The sequence below is a fragment of the uncultured Aquimarina sp. genome, assembly GCF_947492405.1.
GTDB lineage: Bacteria > Bacteroidota > Bacteroidia > Flavobacteriales > Flavobacteriaceae > Aquimarina.
The window spans coordinates 766,499-793,149 of sequence record NZ_CANLMP010000001.1 but is presented as its reverse complement, the minus strand read 5'-3'; the positions used below and the strand labels follow the sequence as shown (position 1 = coordinate 793,149).

The following is a 26,651-nucleotide window of genomic DNA, read 5'->3' as shown; positions in this document are numbered from 1 at the left end:
GTGCCGCCTGTCCGCCGAAATGTAATGTAGGAGGATCACTTTGCTTTGGGACGGCCGAATGAGAAAGGTCTAGTAGACCTTTTGAAGTAGGAGCTAGATGGTGCGATGGCGTTTATTTCCTCTATAGTTTAATTTAAAAGTTTTCTAACGAAATGTTCCTTTAAAAAAAGGTAATGCAACACTTATTGCCCGTTCGACGATAGGAGAGTAGGGGAATGTGTGTGGAATGGAATTTGCGCCTATTTTTGTTTCAAAATGTTAATATAATTATTAAAAATCCTTATATAGTTTATAATTTAAAGAGGAAATTTACCTTAAATTGAAATTGTATTTTAACAGTAAATTTCAACTTAAAGATTATAATGTATAATAGAAAACTTAAAATATTAAAACAGATTTGGAATAGAAATTATATTGATAAAGAAGATTCTGATTCCACTTTTTTTTTATCATTAATGTACACTGGTGAATTATTAACAAAACTAATATGTTCTGGATTATTAGCTGGCGTCGAAGAGGATCCAAAAAAACAGAAATATACACAAATTTATAATCTTGTCAGAGCAGATGGTATTGGTGAATGGAGTAGGTCGATTGAAGAAATCTTAATTGGCCCAACGTCCCATTTGTTATTGATTCAACTAAAAAATGAACAACGACAACTTACACAGAAACTTAAAACCGGTACTTGGCAACATGATGCATTAACTAGTTTAAATAAATGTTTAAAATTAGTTGGAGAAGATGTAGATGATATTCCTACAAAAGCTGCAATGAAGAATTGGTTTAACTTATTTGCTCAATTAAGAAATAAAACTAGAGGTCATGGAGCCTTACAAAGCAGTATATGTACAAAAATATGTCCAGAATTAGAAAAATCCCTTTTACTTATTTGTAATAATTTTTCTCTTTTTGAATATGAATGGGTTTATTTATCGCAGAATTTATCAGGAAAATATAAGGTAACTAGTATATCAGAAAATAGTACAAGTTTTAACTATTTAAAATCAAATTCTGGAAAAAAAGAAAATCATGATAATGGCGTTTATATTTATTTTAATAGACCTGTTTATGTTGAATTGGTGAAATCCGATTCAGATATTACTGAATTCTTTTTCCCTAATGGTGGGTTTAATGGGAAAAGATACGAAGTTCTATCATATTCAACAGGAAATAGAGACAGTAAGGATAATTCGAAATATTTATTGCCACCAGGTGATCTACCATTAAGTGAAACCGAAGGAAAAAAAACACTTGACGTTATAGATAATTGTTTTACTAATTTACCAAAAGTTGATTCTATTTACATAAAAAGAGAAGAATTAGAATCCGAATTGACAAAAACTCTATTGAATGAGAGACATCCAATGGTAACCCTATTGGGTAGAGGAGGAATAGGTAAAACTTCATTGGCTTTAAGAGTGTTAACAAGATTATGCAAAGAAGAAAGGTATCAAACAATTTTATGGTTTAGTTCTAGAGATATTGATTTATTGGAATATGGAGCTAAATCGGTACAACCTCAAGTATTAGATATCGATGATATAGCAAGAGAATTTGTGAAATTGATTGATCCTGATAAACTAGAAACCAAAGGATTCGATTGTAGAAGTTTTATAGAAAATCAACTAAATGAACAAACGGAAGGAATTTCTCCTATTTTGATTGTCTTTGACAATTTTGAAACGGTAAAAAACCCGGCTGAAATGTTTGTTTGGTTGGATACTTACATAAGAACACCAAATAAAATATTAATTACATCTAGAATAAGCGAATTTAAAGCTGATTATCCGATTACGGTTTCTGGAATGACTGAACGTGAATTTAAAGAATTAGTAGTAACAGTTAGTGATAAATTAAATATTTCCAATATGATTAATGATAAATATTTGGAAAATTTATTTGAAGAATCTGGCGGGCATCCTTATGTAGCAAAAATACTTTTGGGCGTAGTTGCAATCGAAAAAAAAGCCGGAAATATCATAAGAATCGTAGCTAGTCAGGATGAATTATTAACTGCACTTTTTGAAAGAACTTATGGTATGTTATCCAGAGCAGCTAAAAAAATATTTCTCACTTTAGCCAGTTGGAGGTCAACCATTCCTAAAATAGGTCTAGAGGCAGTTTTAACTAAAACAGCTGATTCTTCATTGGATGTAGAATCAGCCATTGAAGAACTTTATAAATTTTCATTTATAGATGTTTATTCATCTAAAAAGGACTCTTCAAAATTTATATCACTTCCGCTATCAGCTTATTTGTTTGGGCAAAATAAACTAACCGTGAGTACCTTTAAACAGCAAGTTTTAGATGATAGGGAAATTTTAATGATGTTAGGGGTAGGTAAAGTGATAGATGTAGATGAAGGTATTGATTTGAGATTAGAAAAATTCTTTCGAAGTGTAGCTACTAAGGTAACAACAAAAAATAATCAGAAATTGGCTTTTTATAAGCCAATACTTGAATATTTATGTCGAAAACACTATCAATCTTGGTTGACTTTTGCTTCATTAATGGAAGAGTTTAATAACTATCCGGGAGCAATCTCAGCTTGTCAACAATTCATTCAAAAGGAAAATGACATTAATAAAACAATTCCCGTTTGGAAAAGGCTATCAATTTTATATAATAAACAAAATGATTTTTTTGGAGAAATTCATTCATTGATTGAGATGTGCGAAATAGAAAATACATCCGAAGCTTCTATGAGTTCTTGTGCCACTAGATTAATTGAATTACTTAGTTCGGGAGAATTAGATAGTAGAGAGGATGAAAGAAATGCCAATACAAATAGAATGATTAAAATAATGAATGATCGGATATCGGATAATTTTGATAACCTTGATGATAGGACAAAATTAGCTTGGTTATATGTTCATTTAGGGAAAATTGGCGAAGCAAAGAAATTAATCAAAATGATCTTTGAAAAAGATAAAAATCATCTTTACACCAAAAAACTAGCTAAAAATATTGGTTATAAACCTTAAACCAATATTTGAAATAATTATATTATGTAAAATAGAAGCGGTGCGTTTTTACCCAGATGAAACGTTGGCAAACCGGCCTCAAAAAGGAATGTTCGGGCGGGTTTTGGTGTGGCCAAGCGTTGGCAAATTGTGTGTAGAGACGAGTGAATATAATTTATCCTGTGGATGAATTATATGAAACTGTGAGATGATGTAGCGGCGAGCATTTTTATTTACAAAACAATAAAGCGGTTGGGCGCGGCAATTTTACATAACGGCAAATTATAGCTACAATTATGAGCAGAATGTTTCAACAATAGTTTTTTTAGAATTATGATGAACCCAGTAGCTAATATTGCTATGAAATAGAATTACTGTGGGATATTTTACACGAGTATTTACAATTGATCATAAAATCAATTTTAAATATCTGCGGGTTGATGCCGTTGAGAACATGATAGCTACGAATGTGGTAGGCGTGTCGCAAATTGACTTTTACATAATTACTGTCAACGTCAATTTAAAATATAGAATTTAGAAGAAATTGAATGTTCCTCAACTATATTGAAAACAAAAGAATCTCTATAAAATGGATTGTGAAACGAATTAATTAAAATGAAGAATTATTAACTTAAAGAGTTGGTTAGATCATTTAGAATATGAATTATTTACTGCTAAATTTTCTACGTGCTTCATTTTTAAAAATGATAGCTTCAAACATCATTTTGATTGTTTTAATTTCACTTTGATCATCAGATACCAGAGTCCTCATTTTCTCATATAATGAATCAATATCTTTTACTTTTATAAGTTCTTCATCTGATTGCAAAAAATCATCAATAGATATTTTTAGTGCATCAGCTAATTTTTTAATAATTCTCGAAGTTGGATTAGCAGTATTATTTTCATACCTCCCTATTTGTACATATGACACTCCAGAAATTTCACCTAATTCACTTTGTGTGAGCCCTTTTTGAGTTCTTATTTTTTTTAACTTATATCCTATCATTAAACTAAATTATACTTGTTAATAGTTTTATAATTAACCAAATAACATTTTATTATTAGTATTATTTAGTTATATTTAAATCCTTGTCGTCCAATATAATTAACTAAATATACTAAAGTTATGTATAATGAACGGCTCTTCTCTCTCGAAGATTTCAATAAAAAAACATTACGAGTTTATCTAGGAAAAATCCACCTATCAATATCTTTTTTAGTAACAAAAGGATTTAATAAGAGAACTTTAGAAAACCAAATTTATCTCGCTAAAAAGTATAATCATTTTAAATTTCAAGTTTTAAAAGTTGATAATGAAAAATGGATCTTATATGAGTCTATACCTATTAGATTACTTATGAAACATAAAATATTTCTAGAAAAACATGAAATTGAAGAAATACTTTTGAGTGATAAAAAATATATCGATGATAAAGAAGCATTTATAACATATAGGAAAATTCGATTTATATTAAATAATGCTTGCACAAATCCTGAATATTGGATGCAGTACAAGCCTTATTATAAAGATTATTTATTTGATAATGATAATTGGAATCTTATTGCTAAGACACACTCTGTATTTAGTGAAATTATTCAGTTAAAAAAGGAGTTAAAAATCATAGATATTCATAATGTATATATAACATTGAAATCTGTTATTTTTCAAACAAAAAATTACAAATATTTTACACAAAAAATACTAAGAGCTGAAAAAGAAGGAATTAACGAGACTTTAATTCATGACTTCAAAAGATTTGGTAGAGAACCATACAAATTAACCCCATTAATTAAGAATAGAATAAAGTATTATTATGCTTTACCAAGGAAATATTCTTATAAAAAAATTTCAGATTTGGTTAATAATGAATTAATCTCCAGGAATATAAAAACAATATCATATTCAACAGTTAAAAGAGTTATTTCAAATCAGGAATTGAAAAACATAGCGGATCCTTTACGGTTTGGGAAACAATATGCCAAAGACAATATTTATTCATATATAACAAGAAAAAAACCTAAAAACTCAGGAGATGTACTGGAAATTGATTCTACAGTATTGAATTTCCTGTTAAAAGATGAAAAAAATGAGTTTTATAAATTATGGCTTTGCGCAGTTATAGATGTTTCTTCTGGAAAAATTTTGGGGTATTCTTTTGATAAGTCTGAAAATACTGGAATGACTTTAAAATGTCTTAAAAAATCTTTTCAAACATTAAAAGTAATCCCTAAAATGATAGTACATGATCGGCATCAATGTTATTTATCAGAAAAATTTAAAACAATACTTTCAAAAATGTCTGATTTCGGAATTATTGCTAGGCAATGTAAATCAAGAAACCCTAGAGATAAGGGACATATTGAAAGATGGTTCGACACATTAAAAGGTGGATATTTAAAATATGAAATTGGTTATATTGGTGATAGTATAACATCAAGTAGAGAAGGAGGTAGGGTAAATTCTGACTTAGAAAAACTATATTCAAAAATACCTTTTATCAAAAATGAAAATGAAGTAAAACGACTAATCAGTCTAAAAGTAAAAGAGTACAATAATAGTATTTTGACAAAAGGAAAATCTCCAAATCAATTGTTTAAGAAACAATTTGATTCTAATCGTATTAAGTTTATTAAAGGGAATCTTTCATATATTTTTTTAGAAGAAAAATTTACTACGGTAAGAAATTCTAAAATTTTTATTAAACAACAAGGTAAAATTCATACATATCCTATAGATAATTCTTATTTATCAAATCGGATTAATAGAACAACAGTAATTATTCGTTATGATAAACTAGATCTATCAAAAATTGATGTATTTGATAAAACAACGGATAAATATCAAGGAACTCTTTATGTAGAAGAGGGTATAAATATCATTCTTGATTCTTCTGATAAATCGAAACTAAAGAAGCATATAGAGGCAAGAAATCAAAGGATAATTCAGAATCTAGATGATTTAAATTCTGATTTAGATGAAGGATGGGAAGAACTTAGATCAATTCCTATTATATCTATGGAAAAAGATTTCGAATCGTTAGAAAAAGCTTCTAGAGTAGAAAATGAAATACTTCTTTCTAATGTGTATCCAATCAAAAAAGTAAAACACAACAAATTCAAAACAAGGAAAAGCTCCAGCTTTTTAAAATTTAAAGGCAAAAATGAATATAAAGAGGTTAACTAGTTGAATATGCAAAAGTTCGAGAAAAGATTAGTTGAATTAGATAACTTTATGTCAATTCAGAAAGCTTGCAATTATGCTTTAGAAAACTCAAAGATGATTGCTGTTTTTGGATATGAAGGTGCTGGCAAAACTATTGCTTTAAGAAAATTTTATAAAGAAAATAGAAATACTCAATTCATTAAAGTTAGAAAATCAATGACAACAATGAATTTCTATAGTGAACTACTAGGTACTCAGTCTATATCAAATCGAGGATATAAATCTCTGTATGGAATAATGAATAGATTAAGAAGTATAAACTATGGTAATGAGAAAAGGTTACTAATAATAGATGAAGTTGGAAAATTTAAATTTTCTGATCTCGAATACCTTCATGAATTTAGAGATTTAACAGAGGAATCTTTAGGTATTATTCTAGCTGGTCCAGAATATTTTCATGATGATCTATTATTTGGTGTAAGAAATAAAGTAAAGGGGATACCTGAGTTTTACAGAAGAATAAATTTTAAAATATGGTTGGATAGACCCAAGAAAAAAGAAATAACAGCAATCTGTAATACGTATGAAATAACAGACAAAAAATTAATCAATAATCGATTTTGTAAAAATGAGAATTTTGCCTCTTTATCAGATGATATTGAATCATTTCTTATGTATGAAAGAGAAGATAGTTTTTAAAAGTTATTATCTTTTATTAGTTTTATAATTTCGGTTGGAAATTGGAATGATTTTATTTTGCAATCATTAGTTCTTTCAATAAAAATAAGACCCTTTTTTTCAAGTCCATTAATTAATTTCCAAAGATCTTTATCCTCTAAATTATTATTGAAGATATGTCTATAAATAAGCATTTTCGATTTTAAACTAACCAACCCTTTTAGAATAAACTTTTCAAATTCTGAAATTTCATCATATTGAGATTTAACATCTAGTTCTTTATTCTCATAATAACCAAGATAATTAGGGGAATATAATTCACAGAGCTCACATATCTTATTATCTGTATTAAGATTTTCAATTAGTACATCTCTTGATTTCGCAAGTATATTAAAAGAAGAATGACATAAGGCACAGTTCACTTTAATTAATGTGCTAGAAAATCTTGCTACGATCTCTTTAAATTTTCTACCATATTCTTCCCTCAGATCCTTTTCACTGTGGATAAATAATTTATTATCATTAATAGACCAGTATTTAGAAATCAAAGAGAAAAATTTCTCAGGAGTATTATTCGATGTAACTATATCAAAGTCCATAGTGAAAAAATAATAAACAAAGATACAGACATTTATGTCATTACGAAAATGATCAAATCTTATGACTTTGCCATTAATGGGAAGTCATTTAAAAAATACAGAATTACTACAGCAAATTACTTCAAAGCTTAAATACCTGAGGCAAGAGAAAGGGCTTACCCAAGAAGATGTATATAACGATACAGGTATACATATATCCCGAATTGAGAGAAGTAAAGTAAATATTACAGTGAGTACTTTATCTGCACTTTGTGATTATTTTGACATTAAGATTTCCGATTTTTTTAAGGGATTATAAATAATTACTATTTGATTTCCTTTTTAACTAAGTAAAACTCTATACAATCATATTACCTGGAGGCAGAAAAATAGTTTGAATAAGATAAATCTAGTTAAATCAGAAACGATATGAAATTTTTAACCCCTTGTTTTTAGAAGAAGTGTGTTATCTGACAGAAAAGTGAATATGGTTATGGTGACCTGGAATGACATAATCATATTCAGTCAATTTTTTTGTTTTTTTATCATATTTAGTATTAAGCAAGGGGCCATAATTTTCTCTTGTGAATTTATGATTTAAGATTGCCTTTTGTAATTTTTCCAATCTATTCCATAAAAAAATCTCGTCAAGATTGTACGGCATCTCTTCAATCAAGAGAAAATACTTGTTCTTGTAATCGTTGTAATTCAACTTATCCATATGGATTTTTAGCTTTTCTTTAATTCTAAAAGAAAAATGGTGATACGCAATCATCTGACCATTAATTCTACTTATATCAAGAGCTTCCTTTCTGTAATGATTACTATTTTTTGAATGCTTTCCATTGCTACTTGCGCTTATGTAGATTCTTTTTATTGGCGGAATAGAATCTTTTAAAAGCTCTTTATTGGCCTCATTCAATATTTCATTCAATGATGTGATAACTATTTTTTTTACTTTTTGATAAGAACTAGTAAAATCCTTTGTTCTACCAAAATCCACAACTACTGAGTCACCATTTTTCAGTTTAATTGGTATTGAAAAGTAATCAAGTTGACTTAAGGCATACTCGTCTGATGTTGTGTCATCTGCATCTTCAATATTATCATAAAAAACATTTTCCCTAATGTCGTAAGTTAAACCTTTTGCTAGGTTTTTATCTATGACATTCCCGAGATATTTTTCATATCCTTGTCTATCTATTATATATTGTTTTGTGAAACTCTCAACGGATGGTCCCCTATGAGAAGTGAAAATGGAATCATTTCGCTTTTCAAATTTTTCTAAGCTCCTGTTAACAATATCCTCATTTTGGGCATTTCCATATAAGCCAATTAGGAGTAGACTTAAGATTAGAGTAGTAGTTTTATTCATTTTATTGATATAATTTAGATTAAGAAAATTTATGAATTTTAGTTGAAATCCTGTTTTTTAAGTTAACTCTAGGTCTACTCATAATAAACACCAAAAAATACTCTTTTCATCATCTCATCATCGTTTCATTAGTTAATCTTATTTAAAACGGTCAATTGATCCCTAAAATGTTTTTGAGGAAGAATTACTATTTATACAAACAAAAACTATGGTCCCTTCTAAATGGAGGATTTTATAACTTAAAAATTTGGATTTCAAATAAATACTGATTGAAAGTATGCTTTTTTCGTTAATTATTGTAATTTAAAGAAAAAATATGGATTTGTCCATTATCCTTACGGCTTTGAGTTTTAAATCTCAATTTAGAAAAATTTTGCTGATCATATCACTTATAACTATTAAATGGGGATATTCTCAAAGTGAAGAGCAGATTATTAGCCAACTTATTGACATGAAAACTCCTCAGATCCAAAGTAATTATCTTCAATCTGCAATCTTAAATCCCGGTAGACCACATTTTCAGAATAAGCTAATGGTAATTACACATGGTACAATTCTAGAAATTTGGAATATTCAGGAAAAGAAAAAACTTCATAATATTAATTTTGAAAATGAAATTGGAGCATTCCTCAGTAAGGACGAATCATATATATTATTATTAGAGGCTAAATCTGGTAATGGTAGCTTTTCAATTGGTAAAATTAATCTTCAAAGTGGAAAATATTCAAGACAGTGGTATAGCTATGATTTGAGATTAAAAAATTGGTATGCTGCAACAGCCACTTTCATTCAAGATCCTGAAGATAATAACAAATGGGTTGGAATTGGAACTAAAGGTGAAATAGTATCTGTAAATTTAAACAGTTTTGAAATCCAAAATATCCAGAATGAAGAAAATGTAAGAACTGATTTTAGAGTTGAAGCAAGGTTAATCGATAATACAAATGAAGTTCTTCTTACATATCGACAATTCAAGACTCCATACGACCTTGTTGCCGTCAATAATGCAAAAATTTATAATTTTCAATCAGATAGAACTCAAGATATTTTATTACCTGAGCACAATGAAATTTTCCCATTATCAAATGGAAATCTGATATTTAGAAAGGATAAGAGCTTATTTGTTTATAACCTTAAAAGTAAATCCAAATATCTTGTAACTAATATTTTAGAAAATCAACTACTCGAAAATGCCTTAGTTTCTAATAATAAGTACTTGGTAGTACTTAGAACCACAATGTCAATAAAGGAAAATGAAATTTTAACACTAAACAAGGATAATTTTGAATTGATTTCAAAAAAAAAATATGAAGGAGGTAACTCTTACGGGGCCAAGAATAACAAGATTTACTTCTACGATAGTTTCAGATTCTATGAAATCAGCATCAGTAATATTAAAGATCTTATGGGAGATAAAATCACTTTCCCAAATTTGAACCGGAAAAGTGTATTTGCGGTTGAAAATAATGTAAGAGTTCGTTCAGATGGCCTTATAATGTTGCTAAAAACTTACTTATATGATTTGAAAAATCTTCAACTAAAAAAGGTATTTAATACCTACAACACTCAATTTCTTACATCAAAAGGTATAGTAATGCTAAAACAAGTTGATGGAACGGGAAATAACATTGAAATCTCCCTTGAAACCTACGATAACCCTTTAAATAGTAAACCATCAAAATCAAAAACTTTTAGGTTAAGTTATGTTCCTATTTTTTACAAGTTGAGTAGAAGTGAAAACTTTATTTGCGCTTACAGTAGAGAAAAATTAAATGAAATATATCTTTTCAATCATGCGGAGAATACATTAAAAACCTTTATGGTTGATAAGTGGAAAGAATTTGGAGTTCAGAATGTCGAATTATCTTCAGATGATAAAACTTTAATTATTTATAGGTATAAAAATGCACTAAATGATTCTCATCTAATCCAACACTATGATTTGGAATCAGGTCAACTTATCAGGGAGGTTTATCAAAACGATAATCGTTATAAACGTAACTCAGATTTTGGTGACTTGCATTACAAATTTGATTTTAGTGAAACGTATCTACTTTTTCATAGCAAACCAAATCAATTAAAACTTACTGATAAAATTACTGGTAGTGTACATTATTATTTATCCGGTAAGAATTTAACTCACGGAAGGTTGTTAGATTATAAGCAATTAATTCTTGGCTACTCTACCAACGATGGTTTTGTGCAATTTTGGAAAAAAAATCAATCAGTCCCAGAAGTAATAGAAATAGGGATTGGGCCAATTAGTGAAGTTCGAGAAGTTGATAACAAGTTATTTGTTTTTTCTAATTCAGGACAAATAGCCTTGATTAATCTTGACACATTAAAAATCGAAACTTTTATAAATATTTTTGCAAAAGGATCAGAAATGATATCTCTAATGTTCAGAACAGTAAACAACCATTTTTATTCTTCAAAAAGAGATTTAAGACAATTTTATTTTGTTAAAGGTTTAAGTACCTATTCTCTATTGAATTATGAAATATTTTTGAATAGACCAGACATCATACTTGAACGATTAGGGTTTTCGGACCAAACTACAATCGATATATATAAAAAGGCTTACCAGAAAAGATTACGACGAAATGGTCTGTCAGAGGAAATTGATATTTTAAGTTTACCTATTCCAGAGATTCAACTGATTAATTCGAATGAACTAAGCTCTTCTTCTAAGACAGGAGATGTCCAAGTGAAATTAAAACACTCTTCAGGCGCGAAAATAATTACTATTTATGTCAATGGTGTTCCTATATCCATAATTGAAACTACTCAAGGAAAAAACATTATTGAGCAAACTTTCAAACTTAGCAAGGGCAAGAATAATATATCCATAGTAGCAAAGAATAAAAACAGCGTTGAAAGCGATCCTATTTCTTTTGAAATTGTTAATACTAAAACTAAACAGAAAAACAAGACCTATTTTGTTGGAATTGGTGTGTCAAAATATCAAGATAGTACTATGAACCTTAAATATGCAGACAAAGATGTAGTTTCATTAACAAAGCTATTTAAGCAGCAATATGGTCAAAATTTAGTCGTAGATACTTTAACCAATGCTTCAGTCACCAAAACTAACTTGGCAAGAATTAAAGATAAATTACTAAAGACCGATATAGACGATACAGTTATTATATCTTTTTCTGGTCATGGACTAATTGATGATAATCTTAGTTTTTATTTTGCTCCTCATGATATGGACTTTTCATATCCATCGCTATATGGGATTTCATATGAAGAAATGCAAGATTTAATGACTGGTATACCGGCTCGAAAAAAATTGATGCTCATTGACGCTTGTCATAGTGGCGAGTTAGATAACGAACAGGATCTAAAAAATATAGTGGTCACTAATGAAAATGTTACTGCAATTTTACCCAGAGGTGTAAAAGGTTCTATTGCCGTTGGGAATAATAAAAGTCGTAACCTGCAAAGCAGCTTTGAATTAATGCAGAGTTTGTTCTATGATTTAGATAGGGGTAATGGTTCATATGTTATTTCTGCGGCAGGTGGTTTGGAATTTGCCTATGAGGATCGACAATGGAAAAATGGTGCTTTTACCTATAGCGTAATTCAAGGTTTTAAGGAATTGGGAAGAACACGATATGGGAATGATGGAATTATCACAATCTCCGAATTTAAAAATTATGTAGAAAACAAAGTTCAATTATTAACTAACGGTCATCAGAAACCAACTTCCAGAACCGAAAATATAGAGTGGGATTGGAGGTTGAAGTGATATAATTGTGCACTAAAAGTTTTAGGCATATTTAATCTTCCTCAAATGGCAGTCCGAATTTAGAACTCTTTTTGCTTTAAATTTAATAACCAATTTTGAGAATTCGTGAGCACTATAAGTCAAATAGGCTCGGTTCTAATGATTTTATTATCTATTATTTAACTACCTCATAAACAAGTTTATAACTAAAACCATCAACCTTTTCATCCGGTGTTACGGGAAGATTTCCTCTTTTTTTAGTATATGACTTATCAATAAATTTTTCTAAGGGACTCCTTGCTCTTATGGGTGCCGATCTAGTTATAATTGGGCTTAAGTCTAGCTGCTTATTAGAAGAAAAACCTTTCAATGTTAGCTTTTCATAAGGTGGGCCAAATCTGAAAGGTTTTTCCTTGAAAATCTTGGTTTGGTTTGGTAAAAGATATCTTTCATTATCTGTAAAAGTCTGTATTGGGTTAGGCATAAAAGGGGCTATTTCACCTTTACTATTGATCTCCACTATGCTAAAATAAACTGGTTTTTTACCGGTATTTGTAACTTTTAAAACAACATAATCTTTACCAGGTCTCACCTTAAAGTTTCCTTGTTCATCAATAAATGAATCCTTATCTAATAATCCAATAACTCTTTGGTTATCAGTGTTGATTTTAGCTGGAAGTAGTTCAAATTCAAAAGAATAGAATGAGTTATTTAGCTCCAAATTCTTTAAATACTTCCCTTGTGCATAATTGAATATTTTTTGTTTTAAGTCCTCAAGTGCCCATGGCCCACGGTTCTTTTCAAAGAATTTCAAACTTCCAGGGCTCAATAACTTATAGATACCCTTGTCATTAACAACGGCCAATTCGGCAGTCCAAGTATCCTTTACTACTGACCCCAAATTATTTTTTTGGAGAAATTCGGAAATAGAATCTTTTATGGTGTTTTCTTTAACGCTAGGATGAAAATATAATTTTACCGAAATATCCTCATAACTTAATTGATCAACAAAAACCCATATATCTTTTGCATTAGTAAATTTAAAATTGCTGTCTAAAACTATTGTGGATTCATTATATTTTGAACTTTCAATTTTTCCCTTAGCAATAATATTTCCTTCTTTTGGTTGGATAGTGCCTGCTTTACAAACAAAAACCGTCGTATTCACTAACAAATTTTGAATCTTGCCGCCCCTTATGCGAAGTTTATTAGGAGCTAAAATTTTTGTTATAGGAAAATAGGGCTTCTGAGTAACATATTCATTTTTGAACAATTTAAAATCAACACCATTACCTTCAATTGTAGGCCGTTGTGAAGGTGCAATGATATTCATTTTAGACTCAATTTTTGAAAAGACTTGCCTATAAGTATATTCGTCTGGTAAGCTAGTCATAGCCTTAGCAAAGGCAAAGGTCAACGAACCAACTCCATCGTATTCATAATTCAATTCCCTTGCGGCGGCCCCTGAAATAGCTACAAAAGGTGCGGCATTAGTAGCTGTTTTTTCCCTATCAATTATTGAAAATTCATTATCATCTTTAACTACGGGATCATAATCTTCTGGCTGAAAAGGGAAAAAACTACCCCTATGTATATCACCAATAGGACCCCTTGATGCGGTTCCTGAATGACAACTATCCATAAGTATCAATAACTGACCATCTTTGCCCAATTTATTTCTAATCTTAATGAACATATCACCCAATTCGTCATCTCTTAAATGGTTTTCCCCTTTATAGCCATAAACATCATAATTCGCCATGGCATCATAAGGTACCCAAGCTTCATCGTAACCATCTATTTCATCATTATTGGTATCCCATATGGGTTGGCCATGTCCTGAAAAATGAATTACTGCAATATCACCTAATTTTAGTTTTGAGGTGAATTCTGTTATTGTATTTTTGATATTCGCATAGGTAGCTTGATTATCCTTAAGCAGCGTAAAATTTGAACTCTTAAACCCATGATTCATTAATGCCTCTTTGATCAAAGGTACGTCATTTAATGAACTAATAAAGCCCCAGCCTGAATCTTTGGGGTAATCGCCAATTGCAATAATAAGAGCATGTTTTTCAGCATATATATTATTATTCGAAAAAAGCAATATTATAATACTTAATAATATTTTTCTCATTTTTGATATAGGATTACATTTCTACTCATCTTAATTTGTACTAAGATCGTTCTTAATATTAAAAATTATTATATGACCATTTACTATTATTTTCTTTAGCAATCAATTTTTAGAATCCAAATTTTCCATATAGTCTAAAGAGGAAGTTTTGCGAATGATTTTGTTGTCGTTTAGCTTTCTTTCAATGACCCTCCATTAGTTCTTCCAGATTCTCTATTTCTATGGTTATAAATTCAACCGAATCGTCTTCAGAAACTACACCCCTAGATATTTCTACTTTGTCCACCACACTCTGATCAATAACAACATCAATGTGCTCCATATCAAAACCTAGTAAAATAGATTTAAAGTATACTATAGCTTCTTCTTCTGTCTGCTTTAATATATTTCGCTTAATAGCTTTTTGCTTAATGGATTCTTTCCTTTTGTCCACAATTTCCTGCACATATTTCAAAACATCACTATAGAGATCACTACCCATATGGAACTGGAATTTTTTAACGGATTTTACAATCATTTTATCAATCTGGTAGTTAGGTTCATCAATTTGAGGTGAGGGTAATTGAATATGGTGAACAGAATCACTCTTCTTTATAATTTTAGCATCATTTAAATTGATAAATCCATTTATTTCCACAGGAACCTGTGCAATGGCTCGGACTGACTTATTAGGATTGTTTTTTCTATGTAGAAAAAACATATCTTCATAGACATGTTTAACTAAGTGTAACTCCTTTATTTTGAGAATTTTTTCTAATGTGGCTCTGTCAGATCTTGGCGGATCAAAATATTTTTTATAAATCACAATACCAACACTGGCCCCAATTATAAGCGTAAGACCCAACGCAATCCAAAGTAGATATTTATTCATAATACAAATTCTTAAATTTTATGTTAACCTCTAGGATATTACTAATTAAATAAGGAAGTTCTTGAATATAGATTACATCCTAATTTTTTTTTCTTGTTAAAGCTCAAACAAAATAACTTGAGCTTTATAATGATTCCTAAGATACTTATTTTTAGCATTTTAACAAAATAGTAAGCTGATTTCTAGATGGTTTATGGTAATTATCTCATAGAAAGAGTACCGAGCTAAACTAATCTTTATAGGTTATTTATTATAAAGTTGTAAGTATTAGGGTTTTGATGTACTAATGATGATAAATTAAACACTTAAAAATAAAGGATTAATAGAATGTTCGAGTTAAAAATTAGATAATAATTCTTCTACTGTATTGTGGAATTCAAAACTAGTTTTTATCATCTCATCATAAGCATCATTTTCAATTATAAAGACTTTGCTAGTTTCATCATTTGGATCCACAGAGGTAGCAAATAAATGGTATATTTTAACGATCGTTTTACAAGACTTTCCTGATAGGCTGGCATAAAATAAGTTTTCAGTAACATTCTTGGTCTTTTTTAGTAGTTTTGTAAAATAACCTTTTATGAGACGAACATGATAGTTGGATATGCCAGGGTATCAACTCCCGATCAAAATATAGAATCGCAAGTAGATCTTCTAAAGCAGGAGGGATGTGATAAAATCTACACTGATATAGCTAGTGGAGTGAGAGAAGATCGAGAAGGGCTAAAAGAAATGATTGAATACCTCAGAAAAGGAGATACGGTACTCACCTATAAGAATGACCGGATCTTTAGATCATTAAAGAATATGATAGAACTCATAGACACCTTTAATGAAAAAGGAGTTCATTTTAAAAGTCTAAGCGAACCAGAATTTGATACTACATCTGCTAATGGTAAATTCCTATTACAAATCTTTGCTGCAGTAGCAGAATTTGAGCGAAATTTGATTAGTGAACGAACCAAAGTAGGTTTGGTTAATGCGCGAAAACGAAAGAAACTTCTAGGGAGACCCAAAGGCCCAAAAAAAGAAACTATAGAGAAATACCAATATGCTAAACATCTCTATGATAACATGAATATACCCATATATCAAGCTTGTAAAAGGGCAGGAGTGAGCAAAGCTACTTTTTATAGGGTGGAAAAGAGTATAGTCAAGAAAGATTAAGTTTTCATCACTTTTTTTAGCAAGAATGTTTAATTATTATTCTAGCATAATGATAAATTGTTAATAAAAGCTAAATAAAATGCAATTAAATTATATCATAAAGTGAGATATTAAAGTTTATTTTTATGAAAATAATATTATGACATGAACCGTATTAAAGAAGTACTAGAGGATAAGGGAATTAAACAAGTTTGGCTAGCAGAAAAATTAGGTAAAAGTTATAATATGGTTAACTCCTATGTTCAAAATAGAAGGCAACCAAGCTTAGGAGTTCTTAACCAAGTTGCAGAAATATTAGATATTGATATTACGGAATTAATTGTTTCAAACAAAACTGATGGTTAGAATGACAGAAAAAGAATTAATAAAAAAACTAGGATCAGTTTTAGAGAAAGAACCAAATAATTATTCTAAAATATTAGAATTATCTTCATCAATTGCAGAGTTCGATAGAGAAAATGTAAGGTTTTCCGTTGATGCAGGTGTTATCAATAGGTTAGGAAAAGAACTTGTTGGAAGACATGAAACTGCTGTTTCAGAGCTAGTTAAAAATTCTTATGATGCTGATGCTTTAACTGTTGATTTATATTTTCAGGATTGTGATAAACCAGGAGGTACTCTAATTATTGAAGATTCTGGATTGGGAATGACAAGAGAGCAGTTAATTAAGGGTTTTATGACTATTTCATCAAGTGATAAAATACATAACCCTAAATCTCCAAGATATAATAGAACAAGAGCTGGACAAAAAGGAATAGGGCGTTTCGCAACGCAAAGAATTGGACAAGTATTAACAATAGTTACTCAAACATTAAATTCTGACAAAGCATTTAAAGTTACTATTGATTGGGATAAATATGAGATGGATTCTAATTTGCTTTTAATATCGAATACGATTGAAGAAGTTGAGAAAGAAAAGAAGGAAGGTACTACACTAACTATTGAAAATGTAAGAGATTCATGGTCTGATTCCATGATAAAAAGAGCTTATAAATACATTTCAGATTTATTACAGCCGTTTCCTTTATCTCATAGATTTGAGAAAAGTAAAAACGACCCTGGATTCAAGGTAGCTTTTTATAGAAACGGAAATATTGTGATTGATGAGGAAAGCGCCTTTTTTCAACATGCACTTGCAGAAATTGAAGCCTATGTGGATGAACATGGACAGGGTTATTACTCGTTTAAAAGTAAAAAACTATCAATACCAGAAGAAGTTTATTTAATAGGTAAAAAAGATAGAGAGACTAAGTATGATGAATTAAAAAATGTTCATATAAAAGCTTATTATTTTATATATAATTCAAATAAGACTTCTTTTATACCTAAAACTGTAAATACATATATACTAGAAAACGCTAAAGAAAATGGAGGTATTAGATTATATAGAAATGGTTTTAGAGTTTTACCATATGCAGAAAAAGATGATGATTGGTTAGGTTTAGATGCTTCAATGAGGAGAAGAAGTATTATTGCTCCTCACTCAAACCTTCATTTTTTCGGATTTACTGAAGTAATAGATAAAGAAGGTGATGATTTTCAAGAACTTTCTAGTAGAGAAGGACTATTAGAAACTAATTCTTTAAAAGAATTAAAGGATTTTGGCTATAAGGTTTTGACAGATGTAGCCATCAAAATCTCTCAAGTAAGAGAAAGAAAAGGAACTGCTGGACAAAAAGATTGGGATAAGAAAACTTCAACCGACATTTTAAAAGAAGTAAAGAAGGAATTTGATGAAATAAGTAAAGATGAAAAAGGAAATATATCTGTTAAATTAAAAACAATTAATGAAAAACTTGTTGAGTTAGAAGAAGTGCAAGAAGAAGAGACTTTAGAGAGAGAAATAAAAACTCGAGAACTATTAAAAGAAATCCAATTATTAAGAATACTTGCTGGTTTAGGATTAACAATTGGTGAATTTGTACATGAAGTAAGTCATTACGAACCAGCATTCAAATATGATGCAGAATTTCTAACAGACTTAATTAAGGATTCGGAAGGAAAAAAAGCTGGTATTCGATTACAGAAAAATTTAGATGCATTTACAGTTTATACATCATTCTTTAAAAATGCGATATCAAAAAATGTAAATAGAGAATTAGAACCTATTGAATTACGCGAACCTATTTCAAATTTTATGGAAATAATAACTCCTGATTTAATAAGGAGCAATATTAATTTTGACAAACCAGAATTTATAGGTTATAACTTATTCACTTGTCCAATGCATTCGTCTGAATGGGCTTCGATATTGTTTAATTTTTATACTAATTCAAAGAAAGCAATAGCAAAAAAAGCTATTGTAGGCAAAATAAATATTGAGGCAGGAAAGATTAAAGATAAAGTTTATTTAGAGTTTTCAGATAATGGCATTGGGATTACGCCAGAAAAGGAAGATGAGATTTTCGAAGCATTTTATACAACTAGTAATCCATCTGGAAGCAGCTCAACAGAACTTGAAGAATTGACAGGCACAGGTTTAGGCTTAAAAATAGTCAAAGATATTATAGAAGGTTATGGAGGTGAAGTTTTCGTAACTAAACCTAAACAAAATTTTGCAACTACTATAAGAATTGAATTACCAAAAACTGATATAGACGATTATGAGTAAATATAAAGTATTTTATTTAGATGACGAGAAAGACGATTTAACTCAACCCATCAAAAAAAAATTAGAGTCAAATAAGGTATTAGAGGTAAGTTTAGAAAAACCAAATAATTTTGAAATGGAATTAGATAGGTTAATTGAAGAACTTAAGGATTGTAAGGCTTTAATTTTAGATTTACAATTAAATGGGCCTCAAGAAGGTACATCTGACAAAAATGGTGAGAAGTTTAAAGTAAGATATCAAGCACCACCTTTGGCACAAATGATAAGGACACTAGCATCTGAAGGTACGATTCCAGATTTACCAATTATTTTATGTTCTACTGAAGACAAAATTAAAGATTCTTTTAGTAGGGATTTTACTAGTCATGATTTATTTGATTGGACATTTTTAAAAGATGATATTGATGAAGAAACAGTCAATAAAATAGTTTCTCTTATCAATGGTTATCATATATTAAACAAGAATAAAAAAAACTTCTCTTCATCTTTAGATAGAGATTACGATGAACTAGATGAAAGAATTTTGTCAAGATTTATAATCGAGGACAATCCACCTATACATGAAATTGCAAGGGTTATTTTTAAGGATATAGTACAACCTACAGGTGTTTTAATAAATGAACTCACTTTGGCCTCTAGATTGGGTATAGACATTTCTGAATCAAAAAAAAGTTGGAATGATTTACTTGATAAGTACTTCAATTCTGCAAAATATAATGGTGTTTTTAGTGAAAGCTGGAATAGATGGTGGAATGATAAAGTAATTGATGTATTTGAAGAACTAACTAATGAAAATCTTGCCAGTCTAGATGCGACTTCTAGAGTTGAATTATTAATTGAACATACAGAATTCAAAGAATTAATAGCATCCAAACCAATAGAACTTTTTGACAGTAATAACTTTTGGAATATATGTGAAATAACAAAAAAACCACTTGACCCATTTGAAGGATTTAAAATAAGCGGTAAGGAAGAACCAAAACCATGGCAGGACTACTCTTACGTGTCTTTGTTTGCAATTGTCACTGAACCTGATTTAATTAGTAAAAGTGGTATTAAGATACATCCAACAGATACAGGGAGATTAAGTTTTGAAAGAAAAAAAATAGACTAAATGACAATTGATAACTCAAATTACCAATATCGATTGAAGTTAGCAAAAGAATTAGAATTACTAAAAATGGCATTGGATAAATGTCGAGTTAATAGAAATTCAATTGGCACAATTGATAGAGCAATTAAAAAATTAAAGGATAAGAAGTTTCTGCCTCCTACAAAGATTGAGGAGAAAACCAATAAAGTTGTAGGAACTCCTTTAAGTTGGGGTTATAATGTAAGTAATTTTGCTATTGAAATAGACTTGTCCAATAATATTCAATATCCAAAAACTGTAAAAACAGCGATTTTAGAATTTAGTATTGATTTAAGAGGAGAGTATTATGATGCATCAAAAGAATTAAAAGACCCTTTTAAGCATTTAGAATTTAATATTGTAGTAGAAGGCAAATCTAGAAGTAAAAAAGATCATATACTTTCTTATCATTTAGACAGACACATTGAAGGAGGTAATCAATCCAATGAAGTACACCCAATATATCATTTTCAAATGGGAGGAAGAAAACTTGGAGTTTACAACACAGACGGTAAAAACTTTGGAAATCACTTAATTATAGATAATCCTAGATTTATGCATTATCCAATGGATTTCATATCTGGTTTGGACTTTGTTTTTTCAAATTTTGCACCTGATTTATGGCATAATTTAAAAAGAGACCCTAGATATTTAAAAGTACTAGGAAATGCACAAGAAAGAACCTTAAAACCATTCATCGCTAGTTTAGCTAGTCATTTTGGTTTTCATGATTTAAAAAATGATTGGAATACTACAGATATCTGTCCGCAAATTATATGAATAAGTCAAAATTAAATAGATACTTAAATAATTACTCTAAAGATATTTTGGAAGTAGACAGACTTTTGGTTTCTTCTTTTTTAAATTCTAATAATATTAGTTTTGTACAAAATAATTTAATTAATCAATATATTATTAAAGCTACAGATAATGATTTTTCTACATTTGTTGACTTTAATTCTAAAATTGATATAAATAGTCTTGAAGATTTAATTACAGCGTTTGAGTATGTTATATCTCCTGAAGAAAAAGTTATTACAGGAGCAATTTATACTCCTGAAAACATACGCAATTACATTACAGAAAGTACTTTTAGTAAATGGGAAGGAAATATTGAAAATGTATTATGTGCTGATGTAGCATGTGGTTGTGGAGGTTTTCTTTTGACAGTTTCGAATTATATTAAAGCGAATACCAATAAAGATTTTAGTGAAATTTATAGTGGAAATTTATTTGGTGTTGATATTGCAAATTATAGTATTAATAGAGCAAAAATACTATTAAGTTTAAATGCCATATTACAAGGAGAAGATTTTGATTTTGAATTCAATTTTCATAAAGGAAATACCTTATGCCTTGATATTAATAATGCATTTAATATACCTATTAATAGTTTCGACATAATTGTAGGTAATCCACCTTATGTCTGCTCTAGAAATATGGATGAAGAATCTTTGGCATTAGTAAAAAACTGGAGTGTTGGAAATAGTGGTCACCCAGATTTGTATATTCCTTTTTTTGAAATTGGTGTTGAAAACCTATCTCCAAATGGAGTTTTAGGTTATATAACGGTCAATTCTTTCTTTAAAAGTATAAATGGAAGAGCATTACGGGAATATATTTCTAACAAAAAACTATCTCTTAAAATTGTTGATTTTGGAGGCGAGCAAATATTTGAAGCGTACAACACTTATACTTGTTTATGTTTTATCACAAATGACACCTCTAATGGAATCTACTATAAAAGAATGGAAAGTAAATCACTATTTGAAATAAAAGAAAATGATTTTTATTTTATTGAATATGAAAGCATTGATGATTGGAATGGTTGGAATTTAGTTGATAACGAATATGCGGAGAAGTTAATTTCAATAATAGAAAATACAGGAATTCACTTTTTTGATAAATACCAAACAAGAAATGGTATAGCTACACTTAAAAATAAAGTTTTTAAGTTCACACCAGTTAAAGAAGACAATGAATTTTATTATAGAAAAGAAAAAGGGGAGGAGGAAGTTAGAATTGAAAGAGGAATTTGTCGTTCGATTATTAATTCTAATAGTATTGAAAGTCAAGAATCATTATTAGCAAATAATGAAGTTATCATTTTTCCTTATCATTATGTAAATGGAGTCAGAATAGTAATATTAGAAGATGAATTTAGAACTAATTATCCAAGTGCTTATAATTATTTAGAATCTAATAAAATTGTACTTTCTAATCGAGATAAAGGAAAAAGAGATTATGAAGCATGGTACGCATACGGAAGAACTCAATCACTAGACATTAAAGGACTTAAGTTATTCTTTCCACACATAACAGATTCTCCAAATTTTATTATTGCAGAAGATAGAGATTTATTGTTTTATAACGGTTTAGCTGCATTTTCAGAAGATATAGATGAATTGAGAATACTAAAATACATTTTAGAAACAGATATATTTTGGTTTTACATTTCTCAAACAAGTAAATATTATGTATCAAATCACAGGTCAATAAGTAAAAATTATATTAAAAAATTTGGAATCCCTGAATTTACTGAAGATGAAAAAAATTACATTTTAAATCATAATATCAAGGAAGATATAAAATACTTAATTGAATCTAAATATTATGAAAGACTTGACAACCCTGAGGAACAAATAAGTTTAGAAAATAAGAATGTAATAGCAATTTGAAATATTTAGATATATGGCTTATCCAGAAACGTAAACCGATATATTATGTAAAATAGAATTTAGACAAATAAATTACCTTAAAATCTAAGGTTACAAATTCAAGAGAATCGCATATTTGAAAATTTCTAGGGGATTATATAGAATATTAGATTTATGAGAATTAGAGATAAAAAACTAGGAAAATTATTTTTCACAGTATTTTGTAATGCTAAACTAAAAATGAAGCCAATTTTCACGAGTTTTTCACGAAATCTTTCACAGAATAAATTCGGATAGATATTGTGAATGCTTAGAAAGTGTTTTTAGAGTGTTAAAAAAGTTCCACATTTTAATTAATCACAATCCACATTTTAAATTGATAGTAACAATTACTATCGATATAAAACACTGGCTCGTAGTTATATCTGATATTATATCAAATACACGGTATCCGCCGTTTTACTTATAATAACATTTTTGTGCTATAATTTATATTATGTAAAATAGAATATTTTGCAACCACTCCATTCATTCATTCATTCATTTTTATTATTTCTATAATCTTCATATAAATTAGATATTCGAGACTTTGTTCAAGAAATTTTCAAATACTCGATTCTCAGCAATTAGGTGTTGCTAATATTTATGAAGCTATTTCTCCATGCAACTATTAATAAGTTGCTACAAGTCATATTCTTTCTGTTACTTATTGATTTAGTGATAGCTAAACTAAAAAGCATCTAGGTTCTTATGGGTTTTATAGAAGTTTATGAATCTTCGATTTTCTTTTTGATAGATATTGCATAATACCCATTCCCTGTGTACTATAATTACTATGATATAAAATTACTCACTAATCACAGTGTAAAGAGAAGGATTTGCTTTGAGACCTTCTGGTGGTGATACACCAAGTTCTTTTGCCATTTTTTGACTTGCTTCAGTAAATGCTTTTGGGCTTTCCCATACCGCAACATTTATTAGCATAAATTTTGCATCACCTTTTATTGATTGATGAAGTTTTGTAGAAACATAACCAGGCTGATTTTTAAGAAAATCTCTACAAGCCTCCCAATAAGTTACAGACTCGGCAAGTTTTCCTTCCGGTACTTCAAATGGGTTTATTAATGTAATATACTCTAAATCATTATTTTCCATATTTGATTTGTTTTCAGTTTCTTCTTTATTCAAGCAAGATGTTGCTATAAGAACTATTAAAATTTTAGTTGCTAATATTTTTAAATATTTCATGATTTTAATATTATAATTGCTTTAACAATATTTGTCATGACAAATATATACAAAAAAAATTATTCTGTTAGATTGCTGATTATTTTTTTCGAAATATCATTATAAAACTTTACATCTTCTTCAGTCAAACCCTTAGTAACATTTTTTAATATATTAATAGCTAGAGGTTCGACTAAATCACGTATTTCAATTCCTTTTTTCGTAATCGATAACTTCCATGTTCTGCGATCATTAGCGTCTTTATGCCGTATAGCCAAACCTTTATTTTCAAGTTTATCTACTATTCTAGTTATATTAGCATTATCTTTAAAAGTAAGTTTCGCAACCTCTTTCTGAGTTAAGCCGGATTTTTCATTTAGTCTATTTAAAATAGCCCACTGTTCAGGCGTAACATCAATATTATTACTTTTTATTGCTGAATTAAACTCTCTTTTTAATAAAAGAGCTGTCATATTAATTAAATAACCTGCTGATTGATCTAAAAATGACTCCATATTATTTGTTATGTAATTAGTTAACATGACAAATATATTGATTCTTTAATATTCTAGATAGAATTGAACATTTATTAATACAAGTTGATCACTCTACACCGTTATTTTAAGCTAAAGAAAGTTTGAAGACAGTAGTAGCAATTAAGTTTTAATTAGTTTTACTTTTTTGAAATACATATGTTTCACTCGTTGACCAGAAACTCTAAACCCATTAATTGATTCATCCTTATTCCTAATAAAAACTAATGAATTAAATATCCAACTAGTTCCTAAAAAGACGTCTTCTTTTAGTGAATTTATATTCACTGTGCCAATCCTTGAATTAAAAATGATTAGGTTATCGTTCTCAATTTTTAGTTCATAAGTTGTTTCTAATTCATCACAATAATACACACCTGTAAATTCTAGCAACTCATCAACAGTATATCTTTTAGGAAAATATTTAATGTATTTTTCTTCTTCTTTATTATCCACTAGTATTTTTAAAACTTCATCATTATTGAATAATACTTGCACATTTTCATTAGTTCCCAATACAAATCTCATTTTGTTTAAAGGCCTAAGTTCAGTCTTCCTATTTCCTTGATCTGGTCTTATATACATTAGCTTATCTTCTTCTAACCGAATATTTCTAATAACCTCATAATTTTCACTTAAATACGAACCAGTTAATTCTTCCTTCTGTTTTAATGACAGACTCGTATACATTGGTTTTTGTGTTATTGATATTCTTTCTTTTTTGTTTTTTTCAAAAAGGTGTTTTAAAAATAAATCTGCAACTTTTAAAGCTTCTCCCTCGGCGTATACACTTGCATTATTACTCAAAAGAATAAATGTTAGGTCTTGGTCTGGAAATCTTCCTATATATGATCTATAACCAGCATCAGCGCCAGAGTGCCAAATTCTTTTTAAGCCTTGATATTCCTGTATAATTTGACCTAATGCATAAAAAGATTCTTGACCATTATTGAGTACTCCTTTTTTATTCATTTCATCAAATATGTTTTTATTTCCAACTTTCATTTGAGTGAAATTAGTGGCCCATTTCGAAAAGTCTTCAATAGTTGTGTAAATACCTGATGCACCAACATATGAATAGTTAGAAGGTGCAAACACAAATTCATCATTTGATTTTTCATAAGATGAAGCTTTATTTTTTACGATTTTTTGATAATCGTCCATAACAAAAGAATCATGCATTTCAAGAGGATCAAATATGTTGTCTTTAATGTACTGAGAAAATGATTTTCCACTTACTTTTTCAATTACTTTAGCTAGTAAAATGAAGCCAGAGTTAGAATAATTGTACTCATCCCCTGGTTTGAAGTTTAATTCCTCTTGACGAAAAATAATTTCATCAACAATGTGTTGATTAATCATATCATCGGCTGTATATCCTTTTAATCCAAGCAACTGAAGATTACTCCTTAATCCACTAGTATTATTGGCTAAATGCCTTAATGTTATAATATTACCATAATCTGGTAATTCGGGTATATATGTATGAATATCATCATCAAGAGATATCAATCCCTCGTCAACTAATAACATTAATCCTAATACTGTAAATTGTTTAGAAACCGAACATAGTGTAAATACCGTTGCTTCAGATATTGGAATATCATATTCCAAATTCGCCAAACCAAATTGTTTGCTATATACTAATTGATTGTTTTTAATAACTCCAATAGAAATACCTGGTACATTAGTATAGTTTTTAAATAATGAATCTATCTGCGATTCAATACTTGATTTTTCTTCTTTATTGATTTGACAGATACTTTGGCCATAAACAGATAAAAATAGTAGTATTAAGATTATTCTTTTCATTGAGTTGT

Annotated in this window: 19 protein-coding genes; 11 read left to right on the top strand and 8 right to left on the bottom strand. The window is 29.0% G+C overall.

Annotation, left to right across the window (positions count from 1 at the left end; all coding sequences use genetic code 11):
* Window positions 1-362 precede the first annotated feature (362 nt).
* A complete protein-coding gene (locus Q0829_RS03525) occupies window positions 363-2,987 on the top strand; it encodes a hypothetical protein (protein WP_298539992.1) in 2,625 nt (874 codons plus the stop codon).
* 643 nt (window positions 2,988-3,630) lie between these two features.
* Here Q0829_RS03525 and Q0829_RS03520 read toward each other — a convergent pair.
* On the bottom strand, window positions 3,631-3,975 hold the full coding sequence (locus Q0829_RS03520; protein ID WP_298539989.1) for a helix-turn-helix transcriptional regulator: 345 nt from the start codon (window positions 3,973-3,975) through the stop codon (window positions 3,631-3,633).
* 351 nt (window positions 3,976-4,326) lie between these two features.
* Here Q0829_RS03520 and Q0829_RS03515 point away from each other — a divergent pair, with 351 nt between their 5' ends.
* Both Q0829_RS03515 and Q0829_RS03510 read left to right on the top strand, forming a co-directional pair.
* Window positions 4,327-6,153 carry a hypothetical protein gene (locus Q0829_RS03515; RefSeq protein ID WP_298539986.1) on the top strand — a complete coding sequence of 609 codons (1,827 nt, stop codon included), beginning with the start codon at window positions 4,327-4,329 and terminating at the stop codon, window positions 6,151-6,153.
* Window positions 6,154-6,159: 6 nt separating this feature from the next.
* Entirely contained in the window at window positions 6,160-6,831 is a 672-nt protein-coding gene (locus tag Q0829_RS03510) for an ATP-binding protein (protein ID WP_298539982.1), read from the top strand.
* On the opposite strand, the gene Q0829_RS03505 is transcribed toward Q0829_RS03510, so the two are convergent.
* Window positions 6,828-7,409, bottom strand: coding sequence for a hypothetical protein (locus Q0829_RS03505; RefSeq protein WP_298539980.1), 582 nt, complete (start codon window positions 7,407-7,409; stop codon window positions 6,828-6,830). The genes Q0829_RS03510 and Q0829_RS03505 overlap by 4 nt on opposite strands.
* 61 nt (window positions 7,410-7,470) lie before the next feature.
* Between Q0829_RS03505 and Q0829_RS03500 the strand changes: the two genes are divergently transcribed.
* Window positions 7,471-7,707 (top strand): helix-turn-helix transcriptional regulator, encoded by a 237-nt coding sequence (locus Q0829_RS03500; protein WP_298539978.1) that lies wholly within the window; start codon window positions 7,471-7,473, stop codon window positions 7,705-7,707.
* A 147-nt stretch (window positions 7,708-7,854) separates the two neighbouring features.
* On the opposite strand, the gene Q0829_RS03495 is transcribed toward Q0829_RS03500, so the two are convergent.
* Window positions 7,855-8,763 (bottom strand): hypothetical protein, encoded by a 909-nt coding sequence (locus Q0829_RS03495; RefSeq protein WP_298539976.1) that lies wholly within the window; start codon window positions 8,761-8,763, stop codon window positions 7,855-7,857.
* Window positions 8,764-9,079: 316 nt separating this feature from the next.
* Here Q0829_RS03495 and Q0829_RS03490 point away from each other — a divergent pair, with 316 nt between their 5' ends.
* Window positions 9,080-12,517 carry a caspase family protein gene (locus Q0829_RS03490; RefSeq protein ID WP_298539973.1) on the top strand — a complete coding sequence of 1,146 codons (3,438 nt, stop codon included), beginning with the start codon at window positions 9,080-9,082 and terminating at the stop codon, window positions 12,515-12,517.
* 154 nt (window positions 12,518-12,671) lie between these two features.
* On the opposite strand, the gene Q0829_RS03485 is transcribed toward Q0829_RS03490, so the two are convergent.
* Window positions 12,672-14,633, bottom strand: coding sequence for a caspase family protein (locus Q0829_RS03485; protein ID WP_298539971.1), 1,962 nt, complete (start codon window positions 14,631-14,633; stop codon window positions 12,672-12,674).
* Window positions 14,634-14,814: 181 nt separating this feature from the next.
* Window positions 14,815-15,504, bottom strand: a complete 690-nt coding sequence (locus tag Q0829_RS03480; protein WP_298539969.1) for a DUF4230 domain-containing protein — start codon at window positions 15,502-15,504, stop codon at window positions 14,815-14,817.
* Window positions 15,505-16,095: 591 nt separating this feature from the next.
* Between Q0829_RS03480 and Q0829_RS03475 the strand changes: the two genes are divergently transcribed.
* The 6 genes from Q0829_RS03475 (at window position 16,096) to Q0829_RS03450 (ending at window position 23,092) form a co-directional block, all read left to right on the top strand.
* On the top strand, window positions 16,096-16,671 hold the full coding sequence (locus Q0829_RS03475) for a recombinase family protein (RefSeq protein ID WP_298539967.1): 576 nt from the start codon (window positions 16,096-16,098) through the stop codon (window positions 16,669-16,671).
* Between the two features lie 144 nt (window positions 16,672-16,815).
* The gene (locus tag Q0829_RS03470) at window positions 16,816-17,016 is read left to right on the top strand and encodes a helix-turn-helix transcriptional regulator (RefSeq protein WP_298539965.1); all 201 of its coding nucleotides are present in this window, start codon (window positions 16,816-16,818) and stop codon (window positions 17,014-17,016) included.
* 1 nt (window position 17,017) lies between these two features.
* The gene (locus Q0829_RS03465) at window positions 17,018-19,282 is read left to right on the top strand and encodes an ATP-binding protein (protein WP_298539963.1); all 2,265 of its coding nucleotides are present in this window, start codon (window positions 17,018-17,020) and stop codon (window positions 19,280-19,282) included.
* Window positions 19,275-20,396, top strand: a complete 1,122-nt coding sequence (locus Q0829_RS03460) for a hypothetical protein (RefSeq protein ID WP_298539961.1) — start codon at window positions 19,275-19,277, stop codon at window positions 20,394-20,396. Before Q0829_RS03465 ends, Q0829_RS03460 begins: the two co-directional genes overlap by 8 nt.
* Window positions 20,397-21,194, top strand: a complete 798-nt coding sequence (locus tag Q0829_RS03455) for a hypothetical protein (protein WP_298539959.1) — start codon at window positions 20,397-20,399, stop codon at window positions 21,192-21,194.
* Window positions 21,191-23,092, top strand: a complete 1,902-nt coding sequence (locus Q0829_RS03450; protein WP_298539956.1) for an N-6 DNA methylase — start codon at window positions 21,191-21,193, stop codon at window positions 23,090-23,092. The genes Q0829_RS03455 and Q0829_RS03450 overlap by 4 nt, the downstream gene beginning before the upstream one ends.
* An 825-nt stretch (window positions 23,093-23,917) precedes the next feature.
* Here Q0829_RS03450 and Q0829_RS03445 read toward each other — a convergent pair.
* From Q0829_RS03445 to Q0829_RS03435, 3 genes are all read right to left on the bottom strand, one after another.
* Window positions 23,918-24,319 (bottom strand): antibiotic biosynthesis monooxygenase family protein, encoded by a 402-nt coding sequence (locus Q0829_RS03445; protein WP_298539954.1) that lies wholly within the window; start codon window positions 24,317-24,319, stop codon window positions 23,918-23,920.
* Between the two features lie 59 nt (window positions 24,320-24,378).
* Window positions 24,379-24,813 carry a MarR family transcriptional regulator gene (locus Q0829_RS03440; RefSeq protein ID WP_298539952.1) on the bottom strand — a complete coding sequence of 145 codons (435 nt, stop codon included), beginning with the start codon at window positions 24,811-24,813 and terminating at the stop codon, window positions 24,379-24,381.
* Between the two features lie 141 nt (window positions 24,814-24,954).
* Window positions 24,955-26,643, bottom strand: a complete 1,689-nt coding sequence (locus tag Q0829_RS03435) for a serine hydrolase domain-containing protein (protein WP_298539951.1) — start codon at window positions 26,641-26,643, stop codon at window positions 24,955-24,957.
* Window positions 26,644-26,651: the final 8 nt, after the last annotated feature.